General features: G+C 68.9%; 18 protein-coding genes. 8 read left to right on the top strand and 10 right to left on the bottom strand.

The annotated features are described in order from the left end of the window. Positions 1-13 precede the first annotated feature (13 nt). From accB to AB3X43_RS03180, 7 genes are all read right to left on the bottom strand, one after another. Positions 14-472 carry an acetyl-CoA carboxylase biotin carboxyl carrier protein gene (gene accB / locus AB3X43_RS03210; protein WP_369428445.1) on the bottom strand — a complete coding sequence of 153 codons (459 nt, stop codon included), beginning with the start codon at positions 470-472 and terminating at the stop codon, positions 14-16. A 255-nt stretch (positions 473-727) separates the two neighbouring features. Then, on the bottom strand, positions 728-1,306 hold the full coding sequence (locus AB3X43_RS03205) for a TlpA family protein disulfide reductase (protein WP_369428444.1): 579 nt from the start codon (positions 1,304-1,306) through the stop codon (positions 728-730). Further along, a complete protein-coding gene (locus AB3X43_RS03200; protein ID WP_369428443.1) occupies positions 1,303-1,905 on the bottom strand; it encodes a hypothetical protein in 603 nt (200 codons plus the stop codon). The genes AB3X43_RS03205 and AB3X43_RS03200 overlap by 4 nt, the downstream gene beginning before the upstream one ends. Then, positions 1,902-2,702 carry a transglycosylase domain-containing protein gene (locus AB3X43_RS03195; protein WP_369428442.1) on the bottom strand — a complete coding sequence of 267 codons (801 nt, stop codon included), beginning with the start codon at positions 2,700-2,702 and terminating at the stop codon, positions 1,902-1,904. The genes AB3X43_RS03200 and AB3X43_RS03195 overlap by 4 nt, the downstream gene beginning before the upstream one ends. Positions 2,703-2,721: 19 nt before the next feature. Next, the gene (gene aroE / locus AB3X43_RS03190) at positions 2,722-3,558 is read right to left on the bottom strand and encodes a shikimate dehydrogenase (protein ID WP_369428441.1); all 837 of its coding nucleotides are present in this window, start codon (positions 3,556-3,558) and stop codon (positions 2,722-2,724) included. 46 nt (positions 3,559-3,604) lie between these two features. Further along, the gene (locus tag AB3X43_RS03185) at positions 3,605-4,492 is read right to left on the bottom strand and encodes a TonB family protein (protein ID WP_369428440.1); all 888 of its coding nucleotides are present in this window, start codon (positions 4,490-4,492) and stop codon (positions 3,605-3,607) included. A gap of 25 nt (positions 4,493-4,517) precedes the next feature. Beyond that, the gene (locus AB3X43_RS03180; RefSeq protein WP_369428439.1) at positions 4,518-6,587 is read right to left on the bottom strand and encodes a ribonuclease catalytic domain-containing protein; all 2,070 of its coding nucleotides are present in this window, start codon (positions 6,585-6,587) and stop codon (positions 4,518-4,520) included. A gap of 161 nt (positions 6,588-6,748) precedes the next feature. On the opposite strand from AB3X43_RS03180, the gene AB3X43_RS03175 reads away from it, so the two are divergent. Beyond that, positions 6,749-9,667: an ImpA family metalloprotease gene (locus tag AB3X43_RS03175; protein ID WP_369428438.1), complete on the top strand. Its 2,919-nt coding sequence runs from the start codon at positions 6,749-6,751 to the stop codon at positions 9,665-9,667. A gap of 22 nt (positions 9,668-9,689) precedes the next feature. Here the strand turns inward: AB3X43_RS03175 and fabG are convergent, their stop codons facing one another. From fabG to mpl, 3 genes are read right to left on the bottom strand one after another with little or no spacing between them, the layout of a single operon-like run. After that, positions 9,690-10,430: a 3-oxoacyl-ACP reductase FabG gene (gene fabG / locus AB3X43_RS03170; protein WP_369428437.1), complete on the bottom strand. Its 741-nt coding sequence runs from the start codon at positions 10,428-10,430 to the stop codon at positions 9,690-9,692. A gap of 24 nt (positions 10,431-10,454) precedes the next feature. Beyond that, the gene (locus tag AB3X43_RS03165) at positions 10,455-11,057 is read right to left on the bottom strand and encodes a YqiA/YcfP family alpha/beta fold hydrolase (RefSeq protein WP_369428436.1); all 603 of its coding nucleotides are present in this window, start codon (positions 11,055-11,057) and stop codon (positions 10,455-10,457) included. A 7-nt stretch (positions 11,058-11,064) separates the two neighbouring features. After that, the gene (mpl, locus tag AB3X43_RS03160; protein WP_369428435.1) at positions 11,065-12,435 is read right to left on the bottom strand and encodes a UDP-N-acetylmuramate:L-alanyl-gamma-D-glutamyl-meso-diaminopimelate ligase; all 1,371 of its coding nucleotides are present in this window, start codon (positions 12,433-12,435) and stop codon (positions 11,065-11,067) included. 147 nt (positions 12,436-12,582) lie between these two features. Between mpl and AB3X43_RS03155 the strand changes: the two genes are divergently transcribed. From AB3X43_RS03155 to AB3X43_RS03125, 7 genes are all read left to right on the top strand, one after another. Continuing rightward, entirely contained in the window at positions 12,583-14,289 is a 1,707-nt protein-coding gene (locus AB3X43_RS03155) for an FAD-dependent oxidoreductase (RefSeq protein ID WP_369428434.1), read from the top strand. Positions 14,290-14,291: 2 nt separating this feature from the next. Then, positions 14,292-14,483: a hypothetical protein gene (locus AB3X43_RS03150; RefSeq protein WP_369428433.1), complete on the top strand. Its 192-nt coding sequence runs from the start codon at positions 14,292-14,294 to the stop codon at positions 14,481-14,483. Between the two features lie 67 nt (positions 14,484-14,550). Continuing rightward, a complete protein-coding gene (locus AB3X43_RS03145) occupies positions 14,551-15,312 on the top strand; it encodes a class II aldolase/adducin family protein (protein ID WP_369428432.1) in 762 nt (253 codons plus the stop codon). 80 nt (positions 15,313-15,392) lie between these two features. Next, positions 15,393-16,445, top strand: a complete 1,053-nt coding sequence (locus AB3X43_RS03140) for a TRAP transporter substrate-binding protein (RefSeq protein WP_369428431.1) — start codon at positions 15,393-15,395, stop codon at positions 16,443-16,445. An 18-nt stretch (positions 16,446-16,463) separates the two neighbouring features. After that, on the top strand, positions 16,464-17,510 hold the full coding sequence (locus AB3X43_RS03135; RefSeq protein ID WP_369428430.1) for a TRAP transporter substrate-binding protein: 1,047 nt from the start codon (positions 16,464-16,466) through the stop codon (positions 17,508-17,510). A gap of 21 nt (positions 17,511-17,531) precedes the next feature. Beyond that, on the top strand, positions 17,532-18,071 hold the full coding sequence (locus AB3X43_RS03130; protein WP_369428429.1) for a TRAP transporter small permease: 540 nt from the start codon (positions 17,532-17,534) through the stop codon (positions 18,069-18,071). Further along, a partial coding sequence (locus AB3X43_RS03125; protein ID WP_369428428.1) for a TRAP transporter large permease occupies positions 18,068-18,837 on the top strand: 770 nt, incomplete at its 3' end. The genes AB3X43_RS03130 and AB3X43_RS03125, both read left to right, overlap by 4 nt.

Here is an 18,837-nt window from a genome sequence, read left to right as displayed (position 1 = left end):
GATGGCGCGGGCCTTATTCGATGATGAACAGCGGCTGTCCGTACTCGACGGCCTGACCGTTCTCGACGAACACCTTGGTGACCGTGCCGTCCACGTCCGACTCGATCTCGTTCATGATCTTCATGGCTTCGATGATGCACACCGACTGGCCCTTCTTGATGGCCGTGCCCACGTCGGCCAGCGCCTTGGCGCCGGGGTTGGACGCGCGGTAGAAGGTGCCGACCATCGGCGACTTGACGACATGGCCAGTGATGACTTCGGCCACCGGGGCGGCCGGCGCTGCGGCGGCCACCGGGGCGGCGGGTGCCGGCTGGGCCATGATCTGGCCGGGATAGTGCGCGGCCATCACCATGGCGGGGGCCGTACTTTGCTTGACGATGCGCACCTTGCCGTCGGCTTCGGTGATCTCCAGCTCGGAGACGTTGGATTCCGATACCAGATCGATCAGGGTCTTCAGCTTGCGAAGGTCCATGGGGGCTCCGTGATACTCGGGTTGCAGTGAGCGGGGCAGTCGGATGCGTATCCCGCTGGCCGGCGGCGGCCCTGTCGCGTCGGTTCGCGTGCAGGACTCGCGTCAGATGGGCCGTGTTGCTGCGGGTTTGTCAGCCAAACCCCAGACTTTACGCGCTTTTCAGTTCCATTCGATGACGGTCTTCACAAATTGAGACCCGGTCGGCGAGGTCCGCGATGATGCCACGGGCCGAGGTCCATGCAAGAACCAAACCGTTCATCCTGTGGTGCCGGTGTCTGCCATGCTGGCCCACTCTTGCAGTTCTCTCAGATTGGTCTCGCCCAGCTTGCGGTGGCGCACCTGACCGTCCGTGCCCAGCACGACGGTATAGGGTAATCCCCCGGTCGCGTTGCCCATCTGGCGCGCCAGTTCGGTGCCGCCGAAGCCGGCCAGCCCGATCGGAAACCCCACGGGCGTCTTCACCAGGAACTCCCGCACGGGCGTGGGGCTGTCCACGGCCAGGCCAATGACTTGCCAGCCTGCCGCACCGCGCGCCGCCTGGGCGCGGGCGAAGGTGTCGAGCAGCGGCATTTCCTTGACGCAGGGCGGGCACCAGGTCGCCCAGAAATTGATCAGCAGTGGCCGCCCGCGCAGGCTGGCCAACGCCAGCGTGCCGCCTTCGGGCCGGTCGAAGCGCAGAGACCACAGATCCTCCGCGCCGCCCGAGGCGACTGGGGCGGCGGCGGCCGCCTGGTGAACCGGTGGTGGGGTGTTGCGTTGTCTGGCCAGCCAGCCGGCGCCTCCGGCCACCACGGCCACTCCCGCACTCAATCCCATCCAGCTTCTGCGGTTCATGGTGTGTCCTCTGTGGTCATCAGGCGGCGCAGGCCAGCCAGATCGCCGCGCTGCGTGCGGCCCTGGGCATCGGCCTTGAGGGCGCCGCGCAAGTCGTCATGGTCCAGGATGGTGAGAAACACCGTCACCGGCTCGCCCAGCGCGTCGCAGCGCTGCGACAGGCTCAGCACATCGACCGGCTGGTGGCGCGGTCCGTGCACGCTGCCCACGTCGTAGTCCACGCCCTGGTTGATCAGCGCCAGTTCGGCCGACTTGCAGTCGTCGCAGTAGAGCTGCAGGTGGACAGCGGACAGCCGTGTGGCGGTGCCGCGCCAGACGGCGCCGGTCAGGTGGGGGCGAAACTCGGCCAGCCGCTCCATCCACCGCGCGGCCACGCCGCGCAGCGCGGTCAGCTCGGCCGGCTGCGTGTCGGCGCAGAACACCGAGAGGTATTCGCGCACGGCGTCCTCCACGGCGTCGTTGTCCGGCATGTGGACGCTGCGTGACGCCCCGCGGCCCAGATCGCGCGCAGCACGGCGCTTGGCGGGCCCGTATTCCAGGCCTTCCTCGACCACCAGCCGGGCGGCGGTGGCAGCGATTTCTTCGGTCAGGGGACTCATGGCAGTGCAACCGCTCCCATGCGTGCGGTGATCGTCGCCGCGCGGCTGACGAGGTAGGGTGAGCCGGGCCGCTGCTCGAAGCGCTTGGGTGCGGGCAGCATCACGGCCAGTCGCGCCGCCTGTGCCGGAGCGAGCCGGGCCGCCTCGACGTGGAAGTAATGCGTGGCAGCGGCCTGCGCACCGAAGATCCCTTCGCCCCACTCGACGTTGTTGAGGTAGATCTCCAGGATGCGTGGCTTGCTCAGCAGGCCTTCGAGCATGAAGGTGATCAGGAACTCCTGGCCCTTGCGTGCGGCGGTGCGCTCGCCGGACAGGAACAGGTTCTTGGCGAGCTGCTGGCTGATGGTGGAGCCGCCGACCACCTTGGCCTCGACCTTGCGCAGCGGTGTGGCCAGCGGCTTGCCGCGGCTGGCGGCCTGCTGCTCGCGGCGGTCGATCAGTTCGTTGCGTTTCACGGCCGAGGCTTCGGCGCGCTGGTTGCGCTCCCAGGCCTTTTCCAGTGCGTCCCACTCGACGCCGCTGTGGTCGCTGAAGCCGGCGTCCTCGCTGGCGATCACGGCGCGCTGCAGGTGCGGGCCGATCTGGTCGCGGTCGCGCCACTGCTGGCTCCACAGGACGCGGCCCTGCTCGGTCGCCAGGCGCCAGATCTCGCTGCGCTGGAACGGGGTGGACTGCGGATCGACCACCGCCATCAGCGCGATGCGCAGCAGGAAGTAGAGCTGCAGCGCCACCGCGCTCAGCAGCAGCAGCACCAGCAGCCGCCAGAGGTGGCTGCGCCAGATCCGGGTCCGGGACATGGTGGCCATCACCGGTGGGTCAGCGGACGCCGTCCACCTGTGCGCGCAGAGCGGCCAGCACCGGCGCGGTGTCCGGTCGCGCACCGCGCCAGGCGAAGAAGGCTTCGGCCGCCTGTTCGACCAGCATGCCGAGCCCGTCGCGACCAGTGGCGCCATGCTGCGCGGCCCAGTCCAGGAAGGCGCGTGCACCGGCGCCGTACATCATGTCCACCGCCAGTCCGCCTGCCCGCAGCACGCTGGCTGGCACTGGCACGCCCGCGCCGGCGAGGCTGCTGGCCGTGCCGTTGATGACGATGTCGAAGGCGGTGCCCGGCGCGTCCAGCGGTGCGGCGCTCAGCACGACGCCATGGCCATGCGCCAGATCGGTGTGGCGGTCAACCAGCGCCTGCGCCTTGTCCGCGGTGCGGTTGGCGACCACCAGAGCGGCCGGTCCAGCCTCGATCAGCGGCCCGAGTACCCCCGCCGCCGCGCCGCCAGCGCCGATCAGCAGCACACGCCGACCCGCCAGCGCGACACCGGCATTGACCGTGATGTCACGCACCAGCCCGATGCCGTCGGTGTTGTCGCACCACCAGCCCTCGGCGTCGAAGCGCAGCGTGTTGGCCGCCTCGGCGCGCTGGGCGCGTGGTGTGCGGCGCGTGGCGAGCTGCCACGCTTCGAACTTGAAGGGCACGGTGACGTTGCAGCCGTGGGCGCCGCCCTCGGCGAACTGGCGCACCGTCGTGGTGAAACCGTCGAGCGGGCTGAGCAGCCGGGTGTAGTCGATCGACTGGCCGGTCTGGGCGGCGAAGCGGGCCTGGATGTCAGGGGAGCGGCTGTGCTCCACGGGGTGGCCGATCACGGCGTAGCGGTCCATGGCGGGTGCGGGTGAAGTTGAGCGGATGCGGGGGAACACGGCTGGATCAGCGTGCCGGGGTGTCCTTGGGGGTGGCGTCCTCGACCGAGGCTTGCACACCCTGGTCCCGCGTGAAGCGGAAGCGCGACACGAACACCAGCCGGTCGAACTGGCCGCGCATCGCGGGCGTGAAATGGCCGTACGGCGCCGCACCGCGCACGATGGACTGCGCCTTGCGGTCGAGCGCGCGGTTGCCCGAGGTCTTGATCACCTCGGCCTCGACGACGCGGCCGAGGCTGTCGACCTCCATCAGCATGCTGAGTTCGCCGTAGAGCTTGGCGCCTTCGGCCTCGGGGAAGTTGCGGGTGCCGATGTCCTCGATGCGGCGGCGCAGCGAGTCGTAGTAGACCGCGTGCACCCCTTCGCGCGCCGCAGGGCTGACATAGCGCCGGCGCGGGCGGGCGTTCTCGTCGTTGATGCGCTTCTCGATCTGCGCGAGCTGGTCGATGAGCTGGCGGCGGCGCTCCTCCTCGGCGTGGGCCTCGGACGGCGTCTTGTTCGCCGCCTGCACCGGCTCGGGCGTGTTGAGCCTGGCCAGCTCGCGCTTGATCTGCGTGAGCAGCTGCGTCTGCTGGGCCTGCATCTGCTCGATCTGGCGCGTGGCGTCGTCGATGGCGTTGCCGGCCTGGTCGGCGGGCGAGGGCGGCAGCGGCGAGGTGGCCGTGCCCGCCGCCGCGTCGCCACCGCCGGCCAGGTTGCGCTGGGCGATGACCTGCGCCTTGGTCGGCTTCTCGGCGGTGCTGCCGTTGACGAGCACCACTTCCAGCGGCGTGTCCTGCAGGATCCGGTCGAAGGCCTGCGGATCCACGACACGCACCATCAGCACCGCCGCGTGCAGGCCGACCGACAGGAGCAGGGCGGTCTGGAGGGTCGAGAGTTGCTTGAGACGCTGCATCGTGGATCGGCGGGTCGGACGAGGATCAGGAGGCCGATGGTACTGGCGCGGCCGGGTCGGTGGGGCTGTCGGCGTCGTGCACGTCGATGGCCAAGGCCAGGCCGGTCGCTGTGGTCTCGGCGCCTTCCTCGGCGTCGTCTTCGAGCACGGCGTCGTCGTCGCTGCGGGTCGGGTCATCGAGCCGGGTGATCACGCTGCCGCCGACTTCGAGTGTCAGCAGATCCGGCTCACCCAGCCGCACGCGGACCCGGGCACCACGTGGCATGGCGTCCGCACCGGCGGCGCGCAGCACCAGCGGCAGCGTGTCGGCGCGCACCAGACCGTCCTTCATCACCGCGCAGTCGAGTTCGGTCACGCCGTTCTGGGTCAGCCAGCGCAGGGTCCAGAAGCGCTCGATGGCGTTCTGGAAGCCGTTGTAGGCCGAGTACGCCGCGTCGAAGCCGGAGATGATCGCCATCAGCATCATGTCCTTGGGCTTGAACGGCGCGACCAGCGCGGCGGTGCGGCCGTGGCGGGCGCAGGCGATGATCTGCCACTGGTTCACCAGGTCCACATAGCGCCGCAGCGGCGAGGTGGCCCAGGTGTAGTGCGCGACGCCCATGCCGGCGTGCGGCTGTGCGCGGGTGCTCATGCGGACCTTGACGCCCGGCGCCATGCTCGCCTGGCTGCGGTAGATGCCCGGCACGCCCAGCTCGGCCAGCCAGCCGCCCCAAGTGTTGTTGGCCAGGATCATGGCCTCGGCGACGATGGTGTCGAGCGGGGCGCCGCGGCGGCGTTCGCTGATCTGGACCGTCTCGTGGCCGCTCGGCGGCTCCACCGGCGACTGGCCCGCCGCATCGACGAGCTTGAAGTTGTAGTCCGGCCGGTTGAAGTTCTCCGGCTTGCCGCGCACGACTTCGCGCTGCGCCTTGAGGTGCTTCGCCAGCCGGAAGCCGAACGACAACTCCGCCGCGAAGGGGAAGTCCGCCGGCGCTGCGCCCGTCAGTGCGGCTTCGGTGACCACGGCGTCGAGCTTGTCGTGGCGCAGGTTGGCGGCGATCGGCACCCGCTCCAGCTTCGTCTCGCTGGACTTCACTTCGAGTGTGGCCTCGTCCATCGTCACGTAGAGCGACACGGCCGGGCAGTCCCGCCCTTCCTGCAGCGTGTAGGCCTGCACCACGTCGTCCGGCAGCATGGTCAGCTTCCAGCCCGGCATGTAGACGGTGGACAGGCGGTCGCGTGCCACCTTGTCGATGGGCGAGTCCGGCGCGATCGCCAGCGCGGGCGCGGCGATGTGGACGCCGAAGACGACGGTGCCCGTGCCCAGGCCCTGCACCGACAGTGCGTCGTCGATCTCGGTCGTGGCCGAGTCGTCCACCGAGAAGGCCCGCACAGGCGCCAGCGGCAGCTCGTCCTTGATGGCCGGCGCGGCGAGTGCGGCGGGGAAGTTCGTGCCCTTGGGAAAGGTCTCGAACAGGAAGCGCCGCCAGTGGAACTGGTAGGGGCTGTCGATGGCCTTGCAGGTCAGCAGCAGGTCAAGCGGCGCGCGCTGCGCCCGCTTGGCGGCTTCGACCACGGCCTTGTATTCCGGCCCGTTCTTGTCCGGCTTGAACAGGATCCTGTACAGCTCGTTGCGCACCGGCTCCGGGCACTGTCCGGCGATCAGCTCGGCCGTCCAGGTCCCGATCTGCGCGGCGACCTGCGCCTTGCGCTCGATGGCGAGCAGGGCCGCCTTGACGATGTCCTCGGGCGCCTTGCGGAACATGCCGCGGCCCATGCGGCGGAAGTAGTGCGGTGCGTGGAACAGCTTGAACAGGGCGGCCGCCTGGTGCGTGGCTCCGGCCTTGGTGTCGAAGTAGTCGCGTGCCAGATCGGCGAAGGCGAACTCGTCCTCCGGTGCGAATTCCCAGGCCAGCTCCAGCTCGATCTCCTCGGCCAGCCGCTGGCCCTCGGCGATCAGCTCGGCGGGCGAGGGCTTGTCGAACTTGAGCAGCACGTTGGCGGCCTTGACCTTGACACGCTTGCCGGAGTCCAGCTCGATCTGCATCGAGCTTTCGGCTTCCGACATCACGCGCCCGGCGAGGAATTTTCCGGCGTCTTCGAAGAGGGCATTCATAGGCGGGGGATTGTCGCCGATGGCGCTGCAGGCGGATGTCGGTTCCTGGTCGTCAGGTGTCGCCGTGTGGTGTGAAGAAGTTGTGAGAATTATTGCTAGGAAAGATTTGGCGATTTTTCGATAATCGGAGGCCTCCATCCCGGTCTCGAACAAGGACAACCATGCAGACGCAGAAGAAGAATCCGGCGCATCCCTGCGCCCTCCGTCGGATCGGCTGGCTCGCCACGGCCAGCGGTGCGGCACTGCTGGCGGCCTGCGGTGGTGGTGCGGACACCCCCACCGCACAAGCCGACTCCGCTGCCGGGAGCCCCTCGGGTGCGCGCGCACTGGCGGTGGCCACGGACCCGATGACGACCGCGCTGACCACCGGCAATTCCTCCGGCGTCACGCTGGCCACCGTCATGGCGGCCACCAAGACGCTGCTGAGCGGCCAGCAGACCAGCTACGCCAGCCTCAAGCAGTCCCTGTTCGGCCTGAACGCCGATGGCACCGCCAACGCGACCAGCCTGACCAGCCTCGACTGGGATCCGTCGCACGATTCGTCCTGGTTCACGCTGCTCGACAGCATCCAGAACCAGGCCATCCTGGCCACCAACTGGAGCTATGCGAGCGGTGGTGCGGGGACCAGCACCACACTGGCGGTCGCCGGCACCAACGCGGCCGGCAACGCCCGCTACGCGGCCTTCGGCGGCAACCCCTTCGGCGTGCCCGGCAATGCGTCGATGGACAAGCTGATGATGAACACGGTGGCGTGGCTGACCAGGCGCACCACGTTCACCAACCTGAAGATCGTCACCGCCCACCTGCCCGGCACCGAGACCTACTGGTTCCCGCACGAGACCAAGACCCGCGCCTGGTTCGTCGCCAAGTACCCTGGCGTCGCCATCAACGGCGTGACCACCGGTGCGGCCACCCAGGCCGACAACCGCTGCGACGGCGACCAGCTCGATGCCTGCCTGCAGGGGGTCGATCTGCTCGTCATCGGCCGCGAGCAAGGCCCGAACGCCTACAACGGCGCCACGGTCATGCAGGCGGTGCTCAACGCCCAGAGCCGCGGCATCCCGGTGCTCTACCTGCACCACTACCGCGACACCAACGACCTGGCCGGCCGGATGCTCGACTACTTCGGACTGGGACAGGTCAACAACTACTGGTCGCAGAACGGACTCAAGGGCTTCAACCCGGCGACTCTGCCGGCCATGCCGAACAACCTGGCGAACGTGCAGGCGCTGGTGAACCGGCTGGACCTGGGAACCTTCACGTCCACCTGGGGCGGCTGCACCACCTCTGGCCGGATCGACTGCTCGGCGGACACGACGTACATGTCGCAGTTCGGCACCCCAGGCGAGGCGATCCGCACTGCGCTGCGCGCGCTGGATGGCAGCGGCACGGCCATCTTCTCGCGCACCGGCTACACGCTGGAAAAGATGCTGGTGCTGCTGGGCGACAAGTACCGCCAGACAGTGAGCTACCCGCTGAACAAGGCCACCAGCGGGGCGGCCTTCTACCGCGCCTACTTCTCCGACATGGCGGCCTATCTTCACCGGCCGTATGCGGCGGTCGCGCAGAATCTCGGCAATTTTTCCAGCCTGATCCCGGCCTCGACCGCCGCGCTGACCCGCACGGTCACGGTGACACCGCCGCTGACCGGCACGCGCGACTACATGACCGGCCTGTACGTGATGCCGGGCCGCACCGTCACGCTGACCCGCACGGACACCGGCACTGGCGTGGTGAAGCTCGGCCTCAACATGCTGCGCGACACGACCTGGGTGTTCAACCAGCCGACCGGCCTCGACCGCCCTACGCAGCTGACCGCCCCGCGCTCGGAGCTGAAGGCCGGCCAGTCGGTCACCCTCACCAGCCCCTATGGTGGCCCGCTGTTCCTGCACGTCGATGCGGTGACCGGCACGGTGCCTGCGGTGGCCGTGCAGGTCACCGGCGTGACGACCCACCCCGTGCTGCGCAACGCCAATGACGCCACCCAGGTCACGGCCTTCAACACCGAACTCGGCACGACACCGACCAACTGGGTCGGCATCACCACCGACACGCTGACGCTGCACTCGACGCTGGCCAACTTCAAGTCGAGCATGGCCAGCTACGGTGGCAACCTGTCGAAGCTGGTGGGCGACACCTGGACCTACACGATCAAGGACACCTACGAACTCGCCGGCTTCAACTCGGTGACCGCCGGCCAGTACGTGCTGGCACCGGCCGTGACCAGCTTCTGCGCGCTCAAAGGCTGGGACTGCACGGGCACGCAGCACCGCCGCGACGTCATGCAGCATGTCATCAGCGACGTGCATGCAGCCTGCGGCGATGGCTGCAGCGGCAACCCGTACGACCAGGACTGGGCCTTCACGCCGCTGGGCTGGGGCGAGACCCACGAGATCGGCCACAACCTGCAGCGCAGCCGGCTCAACATCTACGCCGGCCAGTCGGGCGAGGTGTCGAACAACATCTTCCCGGTCCACAAGCGCATGCAGTTCAACCTGTCGCCGGCGGGTGTGGCTGCGCCGCTGGTCGACCGGGCCGGCACGGGCCTGACCGCATTCAACTTCCTCAAGGCCGCGCTGGGCACCGCAACGCCGACGACCTCCGCCTACAACAGCATCTGGTCGAACACCGCCTACGCCGCCAACAACTCGGAGCGGGTGATGTTCTACCGGCAGCTGGTCGAGCATGCGCGCTACTACAACGCCAACCTCGGCGACGGCTGGGCGCTGATGAGCCTGGCCTATCTGCTGGACCGCAACCTCGATGCCAGCCAGGCCACCTGGTCGGCCTCGGCGGCGAAGTTCGGCTTCGGCACCTACGCGGCGGCGTATCCGTCGGCGATGAACGGCAACGACTTCCTGCTGATCGCCAGCGCGTTCATCATCGGCCGCGACATGCGCCCGATGTTCGACCTGTGGGGCGTGACGTACTCGGCCGCGGCCAGTGCGCAGGTGGCGGCCTACGGCTACACGCCGTCCGCCAGGCTGCTGTTCCCGATGAGCCAGGTCAGCCAGGTGCCGGCCAAGGTCGGTGCGCCGATCGTGATGACCACGGCGGCGGTCTACCCGGCCGGGTACTGATCCGCAAGGGCGGGCCGGCGGCTCAGACCGTCAGCCCGCCCGCCACTTCCAGGACGGCGCCATTGACGTAACTTGCCTCGTCGCTCGCCAGGAAGGCGTAGACGTTGGCGATCTCCTCCGGCGTGCCGAGGCGGCGCAGCGGCACCTCGGCGCGCATGCCGTCGAGCACCTTGTCGGGAATCGTCGCGAGGATCGGCGTCTCGATGAAGCCCGGCGCCACCGCGTTGACGCGGATGCCCTTCGGCCCGAGTTCGCGGCTCCAGGTCTTGGTGAAGCCGATGACGCCGAACTTGGCAGCGGCGTAGTTGGTCTGGCCGAAGTTGCCGTAGATGCCGACGACCGAACTGGCGTTGAGGATCACGCCCGAACCTTGTTCGACCATCGTGTCCGTCACCGCCTGCGCGCAGTGGAAGACGGCGCGCAGGTTCACGTCGATCACCGCGTCGAACTGCTCGATGGTCATCTTCTGCAGCCGTGCGTCGCGGGTGATGCCGGCGTTGTTGACCAGCACGTCGATGCGGCCGAACTGCGCCTTCACGGCGGCGACCATCGCGTCGACCGCGGCTCGGTCGGTGACGTTGACCGCGAAGCCCGCCGCCTGCGCGCCGGCTTCGCGGCACTGCGCGACGGCCGCATCCACCGCCCCGGGCTGCATGTCGCAGACGATGACGACCGCACCCTCTCGGGCGAACTTCAGCGCGGTGGCCAGGCCGATGCCCTGGGCGGCGCCGGTGATGATCGAAACCTTGTTCTTCAGTCGCATGGAGCGTCTCTCTCGTTGTCGGGGTCAGTCCAGTGCCAGGAACCGGCGCATGGCCGGCAGGTGGTCGTCGAAATCGCTGAGCGCGTGGTCGCCGCCATCGAGCAAGTGCAGTGCGGTCGCTGCGTAGCGGGCCGACATCTCGCGCCAGTCCAGCACGTCGTCGCCCTTGGCGACCCAGACTTGATAGCGGGATGGCGCATGCAGCGGCCCCGGCGCCATCGCGCGCAATTCGTCCACGAACTCCGCGCGGAAGTAGAAGCGGTCCGCCGGGTCGTGCCACGACGTCAGCTCGCCGATGTACTTGGCCAGATCGCGTGCCGGCTCGACGGCCGGGTTGATCAGCACCGCGCGGCAGCCGTGGGCCTCGGCGACCACGGTGGCGTAGAAGCCGCCCAGCGAGCTGCCCACCACGGCGCGGGTGTCGGCGGGCCAGTCGCGGATGCCGGCTTCGATCAGCGCCAGGGCCTCGGCGGGCGAGGGCGGCAGTTGCGGGCACCACCAGATCAGGTCCGGCCGGTGCGCGGCGACCCAGGCGGCCATCTTCTGCGCCTTCATCGACTGCGGCGAGGAGCGGAAACCGTGCAGGTAGAGCAGGTGCGTCGTGCGGGGCAGGGTGGGGGGCGTCATGCCGGGGTCACGCCTTCTTCGCCAGCGCCTCCAGCAGCTTCGCGTGCACGCCGCCAAAGCCGCCGTTGCTCATGCACAGCACCTGATCCCCCGGCCGCGACAGCCGCACGACCGCGTCGACCAGCTCGGGAACCGTGTCGCAGACCCGCGCCTGCTTGCCCATCGGCGACAGCGCCTCGCGGGCATCCCACGTCAGGCCGGCGCTGTGGCAGAACGACAGATCCGCCTCTTCCAGCGCCCACGGCAGCTGCGACTTCATCGCGCCGAGCTTCATCGTGTTGGAGCGCGGCTCGAACACCGCCAGGATGCGCGCCGTGTCGCCGATGCGCCGGCGCAGGCCGTCGACCGTGGTGCGGATTGCCGTCGGGTGGTGGGCGAAGTCGTCGTAGACCTTCACGCCGCCGGCTTCGCCGCGCAGCTCCATGCGCCGGCGCACGTTCTCGAAGCGGCCCAGCGCCTCGCCCGCCCGCACTGGGCTGATGCCGAGGTGCTCGGCCGCACCGATGGCGGCCAGCGCGTTGAGCTGGTTGTGCTCGCCCAGCAAGGCCCACTCGACGCGCCCTACCTTCATGCTGCCGCGCAGCACGTCGAAGGCGTGCGGCTCGCCGCGGCTGCGCAGCGCACCAGGTTCTTCCTTGCGCGCGCCGAAGTGCTGCACCGTGCTCCAGCAGCCGCGCGCGAGCACGGTCTTCAGCGCATCCTCGCGGATGTTGACGACCAGCCGCCCCTGCGATGGCACGGTGCGCACGAGGTGGTGGAACTGCGTCTCGATGGCGGCCAGGTCCGGGAAGATATCGGCGTGGTCGTATTCGAGGTTGTTCAGGATGGCGGTGCGCGGGCGGTAGTGGACGAACTTGCTGCGCTTGTCGAAGAAGGCGGTGTCGTACTCGTCGGCCTCGATGACAAACGGCGATCCGGGGGCGACGCGGCCAAGCCGGGCCGAGACGCCGAAGTTCTGCGGCACGCCACCGACCAGGAAACCGGGTTCGAGTCCGGCGTGTTCGAGGATCCACGCCAGCATCGAGGTCGTCGTGGTCTTGCCGTGCGTGCCCGCGACGGCCAGGACATGCCGGCCCTGCAGCACGTTCTCGGCCAGCCACTGCGGGCCGCTCGTGTAGGGCAGGCCGGCGTCGAGGATGGCCTCCATCAGCGCATTGCCACGGCTGACGACGTTGCCGACGACGTAGAGATCGGGTTTCAGCGCGAGCTGGTCGGGCGAGAAACCCTCGATGAGGTCGATGCCGAGGGCGCGGAGCTGGTCGCTCATCGGCGGGTAGACATTGGCGTCGCAGCCGGTGACGCGGTGGCCGGCTTCGCGGGCCAGCGCAGCGACACCGCCCATGAAGGTGCCGCAGATGCCGAGGATGTGGATGTGCATGGGCGGTGATTCTAGGAGCGCGCGACGGCGGTGAACGGCCGAATGCGGCGGCACTTTGGTTGTGCGTGCAACCAAGGGATTCCACGGTGTTCGGCGGATCCGGTGGTGGCGATACTGTTGCACACGCAACCAATTCAAGGAGCCCCGATGTCCCGTGCGTTCGCCCCCTATCCGTTCGAGGCCCGTCGCCATGTCGGTCGCCGCCCGGTGCGCACGGTCGACACCCCGTCGCGCCGGCCGGTGGTGGTGGTCGGCGGTGGGCCGGTCGGCTACTGCACCGCGATCGGGCTGGCGCAGCACGGTGTGCCGGTGGTGCTGATCGAGGCGGACGATGGCGTGTGCTTCGGCAGTCGCGCGATCTGCATCTCGCGGCGCAGTCTGGAAATCCTGCAGCGGCTGGGTGCGCTCGACGGGTTCCTGGCGACTGGCCTGCCGTGGGCCGGCGGGCGCAGCTTCTACCGCGACACCGAGGTGCTGCGGTTCACGATGCCGCAGGATGCCAACCAGAAGCTGCCGCCGATGGTGAACCTGGCGCAGTACCACATCGAGCAGATTCTGCTGGACCGGGCCGAAGCGCTGTCGGACCGGATCGAGATCCGCTGGCAGACCCGCGTCACCGCGGTCGACGCGCGTGCGGACGGCGTGACGCTGGCCCTGGACACGCCCGACGGCCCGGACACGCTGGAAGCCGATTGGGTGGTCGCGGCCGATGGCGGACGCAGCACGCTGCGCGAGGCGCTCGGGCTGCCACTGCGGGGCACGTCCTACGAGGGCCGCTACGTCATCGTGGACATCCTGCTCGACAGCGCGCGGCCGACCGAGCGGCTCGCCTACTTCGATCCGCCGTGCAACCCGGGCTCGACCGTGCTGGTCCACAAGCAGCCCGACAAGGTCTGGCGCATCGACTACCAGTTGCGCGACGGCGAGGACCCGGAGGCCGCGATCCAGCCCGAGAACGTGCTGCCGCGGGTCGAGAGCCTGCTGGCGATGATGGGCGAGACGGGGGCCTGGCAGCCGATCTGGACCACGGTCTACAAGGCCAACGCGCTGACGCTGGAGCGCTACCGCCACGGCCGCGTGCTGTTCGCGGGCGACGCGGCGCACCTGGTGCCGATCTTCGGCGTGCGCGGCGCGAACTCGGGCATCGACGACGCGGACAACCTGGCGTGGAAGCTGGCCTGGGTGGTGCAGGGGCGGGCGGACGCGGCGCTGCTCGACAGCTACAGCGACGAGCGCGTGGCCGCGGCGCACGAGAACCTGCGCTACGGCACCAAGAGCACCGAGTTCATGGCGCCGCCGTCGTTCGCGTTCGCGCTGATGCGCACGGCGGTGCTGGGCTTGGCGGAACGCCATCCGGTGGTGCGCTCGCTCATCAATCCGCGCCAGACCTCGGCGATCACCTACACCGACTCGCCGCTGAACGCCGCCGCGGTGCGCTCGGCCGAGTTCTCGGCCGGGCCGGTGCCGGGCGCTGTGCTGCCGGAATGCCCGGTGCGGCGGCGGATCGACGCAGGCGCGGTCCGCACCCATGTCACCGACTTGCTGGGCCCGGGGTTCACCGCGCTGCATTTCGGCACCGATGGTGCCGGGCCGCTCGCGGCGGCGCTGGCGAACCTGGCCGGAACGCTGGCGGCGCGCGGCGTGCCGCTCGCGGTCGTGGCGATCACGCTGGCCGACGACGTGACGGGCCGGTTGTTTCCGATGTATGGCGCCAGCCTCGACACGGTCTACCTGGTGCGGCCGGACGGCCACGTGCTTGGCCGCTGGCGCACGGGCGTGGTGGACGAGATCGCCTCCGCCATCGCCTGCACCCTCCGTCCGCCACTTGCCGCTCCTGCTGAAGAAAGCCGCTGACCATGACCGATGCTGAACTCGACGAGGCCTACACCCGCCTGTGCCACACCATGACGCGGCTGGGTGAACCAGTGGCACCGCTGTTCCTGGCACGCTTCGCGCTGCTGGCGATGGTGCGGCTGGACGACGCCCCGGCCGTGCTGCAGATGATCGACGACGCGGCCGCGGATCTCGACGCTGCACGTCCGGGATAGCCCCCGATTGACTGGGGCATGGCGGGCCTCTACATTGCTCACATGTTAGCAATGTAGAGGTTTCTGCATGACCGCTGCCTTTGTCCGACCCGCCCGCTGTGCACCCGAGGAGTGGGACGCGCGGGTGCAGCTCGCCGCCGCGTACCGGATCTTCGACCACCTCGGCTGGTCGGAGCTGATCTACAACCACATCTCCCTGCGCGTGCCGGGCGAGGAGGGGCATCTGCTGCTCAACCCGTTCGGGCTGCACTACCGCGAAGTCACCGCGTCGAACCTGGTCAAGGTCGATCGCGAAGGGCGCATCGTCGGCCACAGCGACTGGCCGATCAACCCGGCCGGGTTCACCTTCCATGGCGCTGTCCACGCCACGCTGCCCGACGCGCACTGCGTCATGCATGTCCACACGACGCCGACGCTGGCGGTGTGCTGCCTCGAAGAGGGGCTGTCGTTCACCAACTTCTACGCCGCCCAGCTCTGGGGCAAGGTGGCCTACCACGATTTCGAGGGCATCACCGTGCGCCTGGACGAGGGCCAGCGCATCCTCGCCAGCGCCGCAGACAAGCCGGTACTGCTGCTGCGCAACCACGGGCCAGTGGTGATCGGGCACACGCTGGCGCAGGCGTTTTCGCTGCTGTGGCTGGTGCAGCGCGCCTGCGAGGTGCAGATCGCGTCGCAGGGACTCGGCGCGCTGCGGCCGATCCCGGTGCCGGTGCTGGAGGGCTGCGTGCGGGATTCGCTGAACTTCGATCCCTGCTTCGGTGCCGGACAGGACGCCTTCGCCGCGCTGCAACGGCTGATCGACCGCGTCGATCCGACCTACCGGCAGTGACATCGCTAGGGTTAGCGATAGTTGTGAACACAACCTTTGATCCATATCGTTGCGCAAGCAACAAAACAAGGCCAAGCACCATGTCCACCCCGACCTTCCGCTCTGTTTTCCGCCCGCTGCTGGCGGCACTGCCCCTGGTGCTGAGCGCCACCGCGCTGCACGCGCAGGAGGTCACCATCAAGTTCTCGCACTTCCTCGCGCCGAACTCGAACTTCCACAAGAACGTGGCCGAGCCATGGTGCGCGGCCATCGCCAAGGACTCGGGCGGCAAGCTCAAGTGCCAGCTCTACCCGGCGCTGCAGCTCGGCGGCACGCCGCCGCAGCTGGTCGATCAGGTGAAGAACGGCGTGGCCGACGTGGTCTGGACCTCGCCGAGCTACTCGACCGGCCGCTTCCCGGTCACCGAGGCACTGGAGCTGCCGTTCTCGCTGCCGCCGGGCGGCATGACCGGCTCGAAGGCGATGTGGGAGTACTACCAGAAGAACGGCCAGGCCGACTTCAAGGACTTCCACGTCCTGGCCATCTTCAGCGCCAGCAACGTGGTGATGAGCACTGCGGCCAAGCCGATCCTGACGGTGGACGGCTTCAAGGGCGTGAAGATGCGCAGCCCGTCGCGCTTCGCCGCGCTGTTCCTGACCGCGCTCGGTGGCACGCCGGTCAACATGCCGATCGCGCAGGTCACCGAGGGCATCTCCAAGGGCGTGATCGACGGGGCGATGGCGCCGTGGGAGGTGCTGCCGGCGACCAAGATCGACGAGGTCACCAAGTACCACATGGAAGGCGCGGCCAACCAGCCCGGCTTCACGCAGACGCCGATGGCCATCCTGATGAACAAGGCCAAGTACGACAGCCTGAGCCCCGACCTGAAGGCGGTGATCGACAAGAACAGCGGCATGGCGCTGGTCGAGCTGACCGGCAAGACCTGGGACGACGGCAACAACGACGCCCGCAAGAAGATGACCGCCCAGGGCAACAAGGTGCTGGTCATCAAGCCCGAGGACTACAACGCGATGAAGAAGGCTGCTGCCAGCGTCGAGGCCGACTGGATCAAGCAGGCCGACGCCCGTGGCCTCGACGGCAAGAAGCTCGCCGCCGACGTGCACGCCATCGGCGCGAAGTACCTCGGCAAGTGACCTGACAAGGAACGCACGATGCCATTGCCCCTGAACCGCCTGGCGGGCCTGCTGGTCGCTGCCGCTCTGTCGCTCAGCGCCAGCCACGCTTCGGCCCAGACCGTGACGCTGAAGTTCTCGCACTTCCTGCCGTCCACCGGCAACTTCCAGCGCCACATCGCCGAGCCGTGGTGTGCGGCCATCGCCAAGGATTCCGGCGGGCGGCTGGCCTGCCAGATCTTCCCGTCGCTGCAGCTCGGCGGCACGCCCGCCCAGCTGCCCGACCAGGTGAAGAACGGCGTGGCCGACATCGTGTGGACCTCGCCCAGCTTTGCCACCGGGCGCTTCCCGCGCACCGAGGCGCTGGAGCTGCCGTTCTCGCTGCCGCCCGGCGGGCTGAGCGGCTCGCGGGCGATGTGGGAGTACTACCAGAAGCACGCCCAGGACGACTACAAGGACTTCAAGGTGCTGGCCGTCTTCAGCGCCAGCAACGTCGTGATCAGCACGGCCAGCAAGCCGGTGCTGACCGCCGACGGCTTCAAGGGGCTGAAGCTGCGCAGCCCGTCGCGCTTCGCCGCGCTGCTGATCGGCGCGCTGGGCGGCACGCCGGTGAACCTGCCGGTCGCGGCCATCACCGAGGCGATCTCCAAGGGCGTGATCGACGGGGCGATGGCGCCGTGGGAGATCCTGCCGACGACCAAGATCGACGAGGTCACGAAATACCACATGGAAGGCCTGTCGAACCAGCCCGGCTTCACGCAGACGCCGATGGCGATCCTGATGAACAAGGCGAAGTACGACGGCCTGCCCGCCGACCTGAAGGCGGTGATCGACAAGCACAGCGGCGCGGCGCTGTCCGACCTGGCCGGGCGCGTGTGGGACCAGGGCAACGACGAGGCCCGCCAGAAGATGACCGCCCAGGGCAACAAAGTGCTGGTGATCAAGCCGCAGGACTACGCGGTGATGAAGGCCGCCGGTGCCACGGTCGAGGCCGACTGGATCAAGCAGGCCGACGCCAAGGGCCTCGACGGCAAGAAGCTCGCCGCCGAGGTGCATGCCATCGGCGCGAAGTACCTGACCAAGTGACGAACCCGAGACGATTGATTCATGGCTGAACTGATGCCCGACGATGCGCGGCCCGCCGCATCCCCTGCCGGCGGGCTCGCCGGTGTGCTGCACCGGGTCGTGACCTGGTGGGGCCTGGCCGGCGGGATGCTGTTCTGCGCGATCGTGGCCATGTCCATCGTCTCGATCGTCGGACGCAAGCTGTTTTCCACACCGATCCAGGGCGACATGGAACTGCTGCAGATGGGCGCGGCGATCGCGTCAGCCACCTTCCTGCCGCTGTGCGAGATGGACGACAACCACATCAAGGTCGATGCGCTGACGACGTGGATGAGCGCGCGCGGCCGTGCGGCACTGGACACGCTGGCGCACGCGCTGCTGCTGGTGGTCGCGGTGCTGCTGACCTGGCGCACGGGGCTCTACACGGTGGAAACGAAGGAAAACATGGAAGTCTCGACGCTGCTGCTGGTGCCGCTGTGGTGGCCGGTGCTGCTGCTGGTGCCGAGTTTCGTGCTGCTGGCGCTGGCGGCGCTGTACCGCTGCATGGTGTCGCTGCGCGCAGCACTCGGAGGTGTGGCATGAGCGGGATGGCGATCGGACTGTGGATCTTCGCCGGCCTGCTGGTGCTGCTCGCGATGCGCATCCACGTGGGCGTGGGCATGTTCGTCGGCGGTGCGGCGGGCTTCCTGGCGATGAACGGGGGCGACCCGAACGCGCTGCTGTTCACGCTGAACCACCTGGCGTATGCCCGGCTGTCGAACTACGACCTGGCGGTGATCCCGCTGTTCATGCTGATGGGCCAGTTCGCCACGCACGGCGGGCTGTCGAAGTCGCTGTTCCGCTGTGCTGCGGCCTTTCTGGGGCACTGGCGCGGCGGGCTGGCGATGGCGGCCACCGGCGCGTGTGCCGGCTTCGGCGCGATCTGCGGCTCGTCGCTGGCGACCGCCGCGACGATGGCGCAGGTCGCCTTGCCCGAACTGCGCGCGCATGGCTACTCGGGCCGGCTCGCCACCGGCACGCTGGCTGCCGCCGGCACACTGGGCATCATGATCCCGCCGTCCGTGCCGCTGGTGATCTACGCGGTGCTGACGCAGGAGTCGATCGGCAAGCTGTTCGTGGCGGCGGTGATCCCGGGCCTGATCGCGATGCTGGGCTACATGCTGGTGATCCGGCTGGTCGTCACGCTCGATCCGAAGGCCGGTCCCGCCGCCGACCGTGCGCCGTGGTCCGAGCGGCTGGCGGCGCTGGTCGGCGTGGTCCCGGTGGCGCTGGTGTTCGTGGTGGTGATCGTCGGCATCTACGGCGGCTGGGCGAATCCGACCGAGGCGGCGTCGATCGGCGCGGCGGC

The organism is Sphaerotilus sp. (assembly GCF_041083715.1).
In the GTDB taxonomy this organism is placed as follows: Bacteria; Pseudomonadota; Gammaproteobacteria; order Burkholderiales; family Burkholderiaceae_C; genus Sphaerotilus.
The sequence above is the reverse complement of the archived record's forward strand: the minus strand, read 5'-3'. Positions and strand labels throughout refer to the sequence as shown.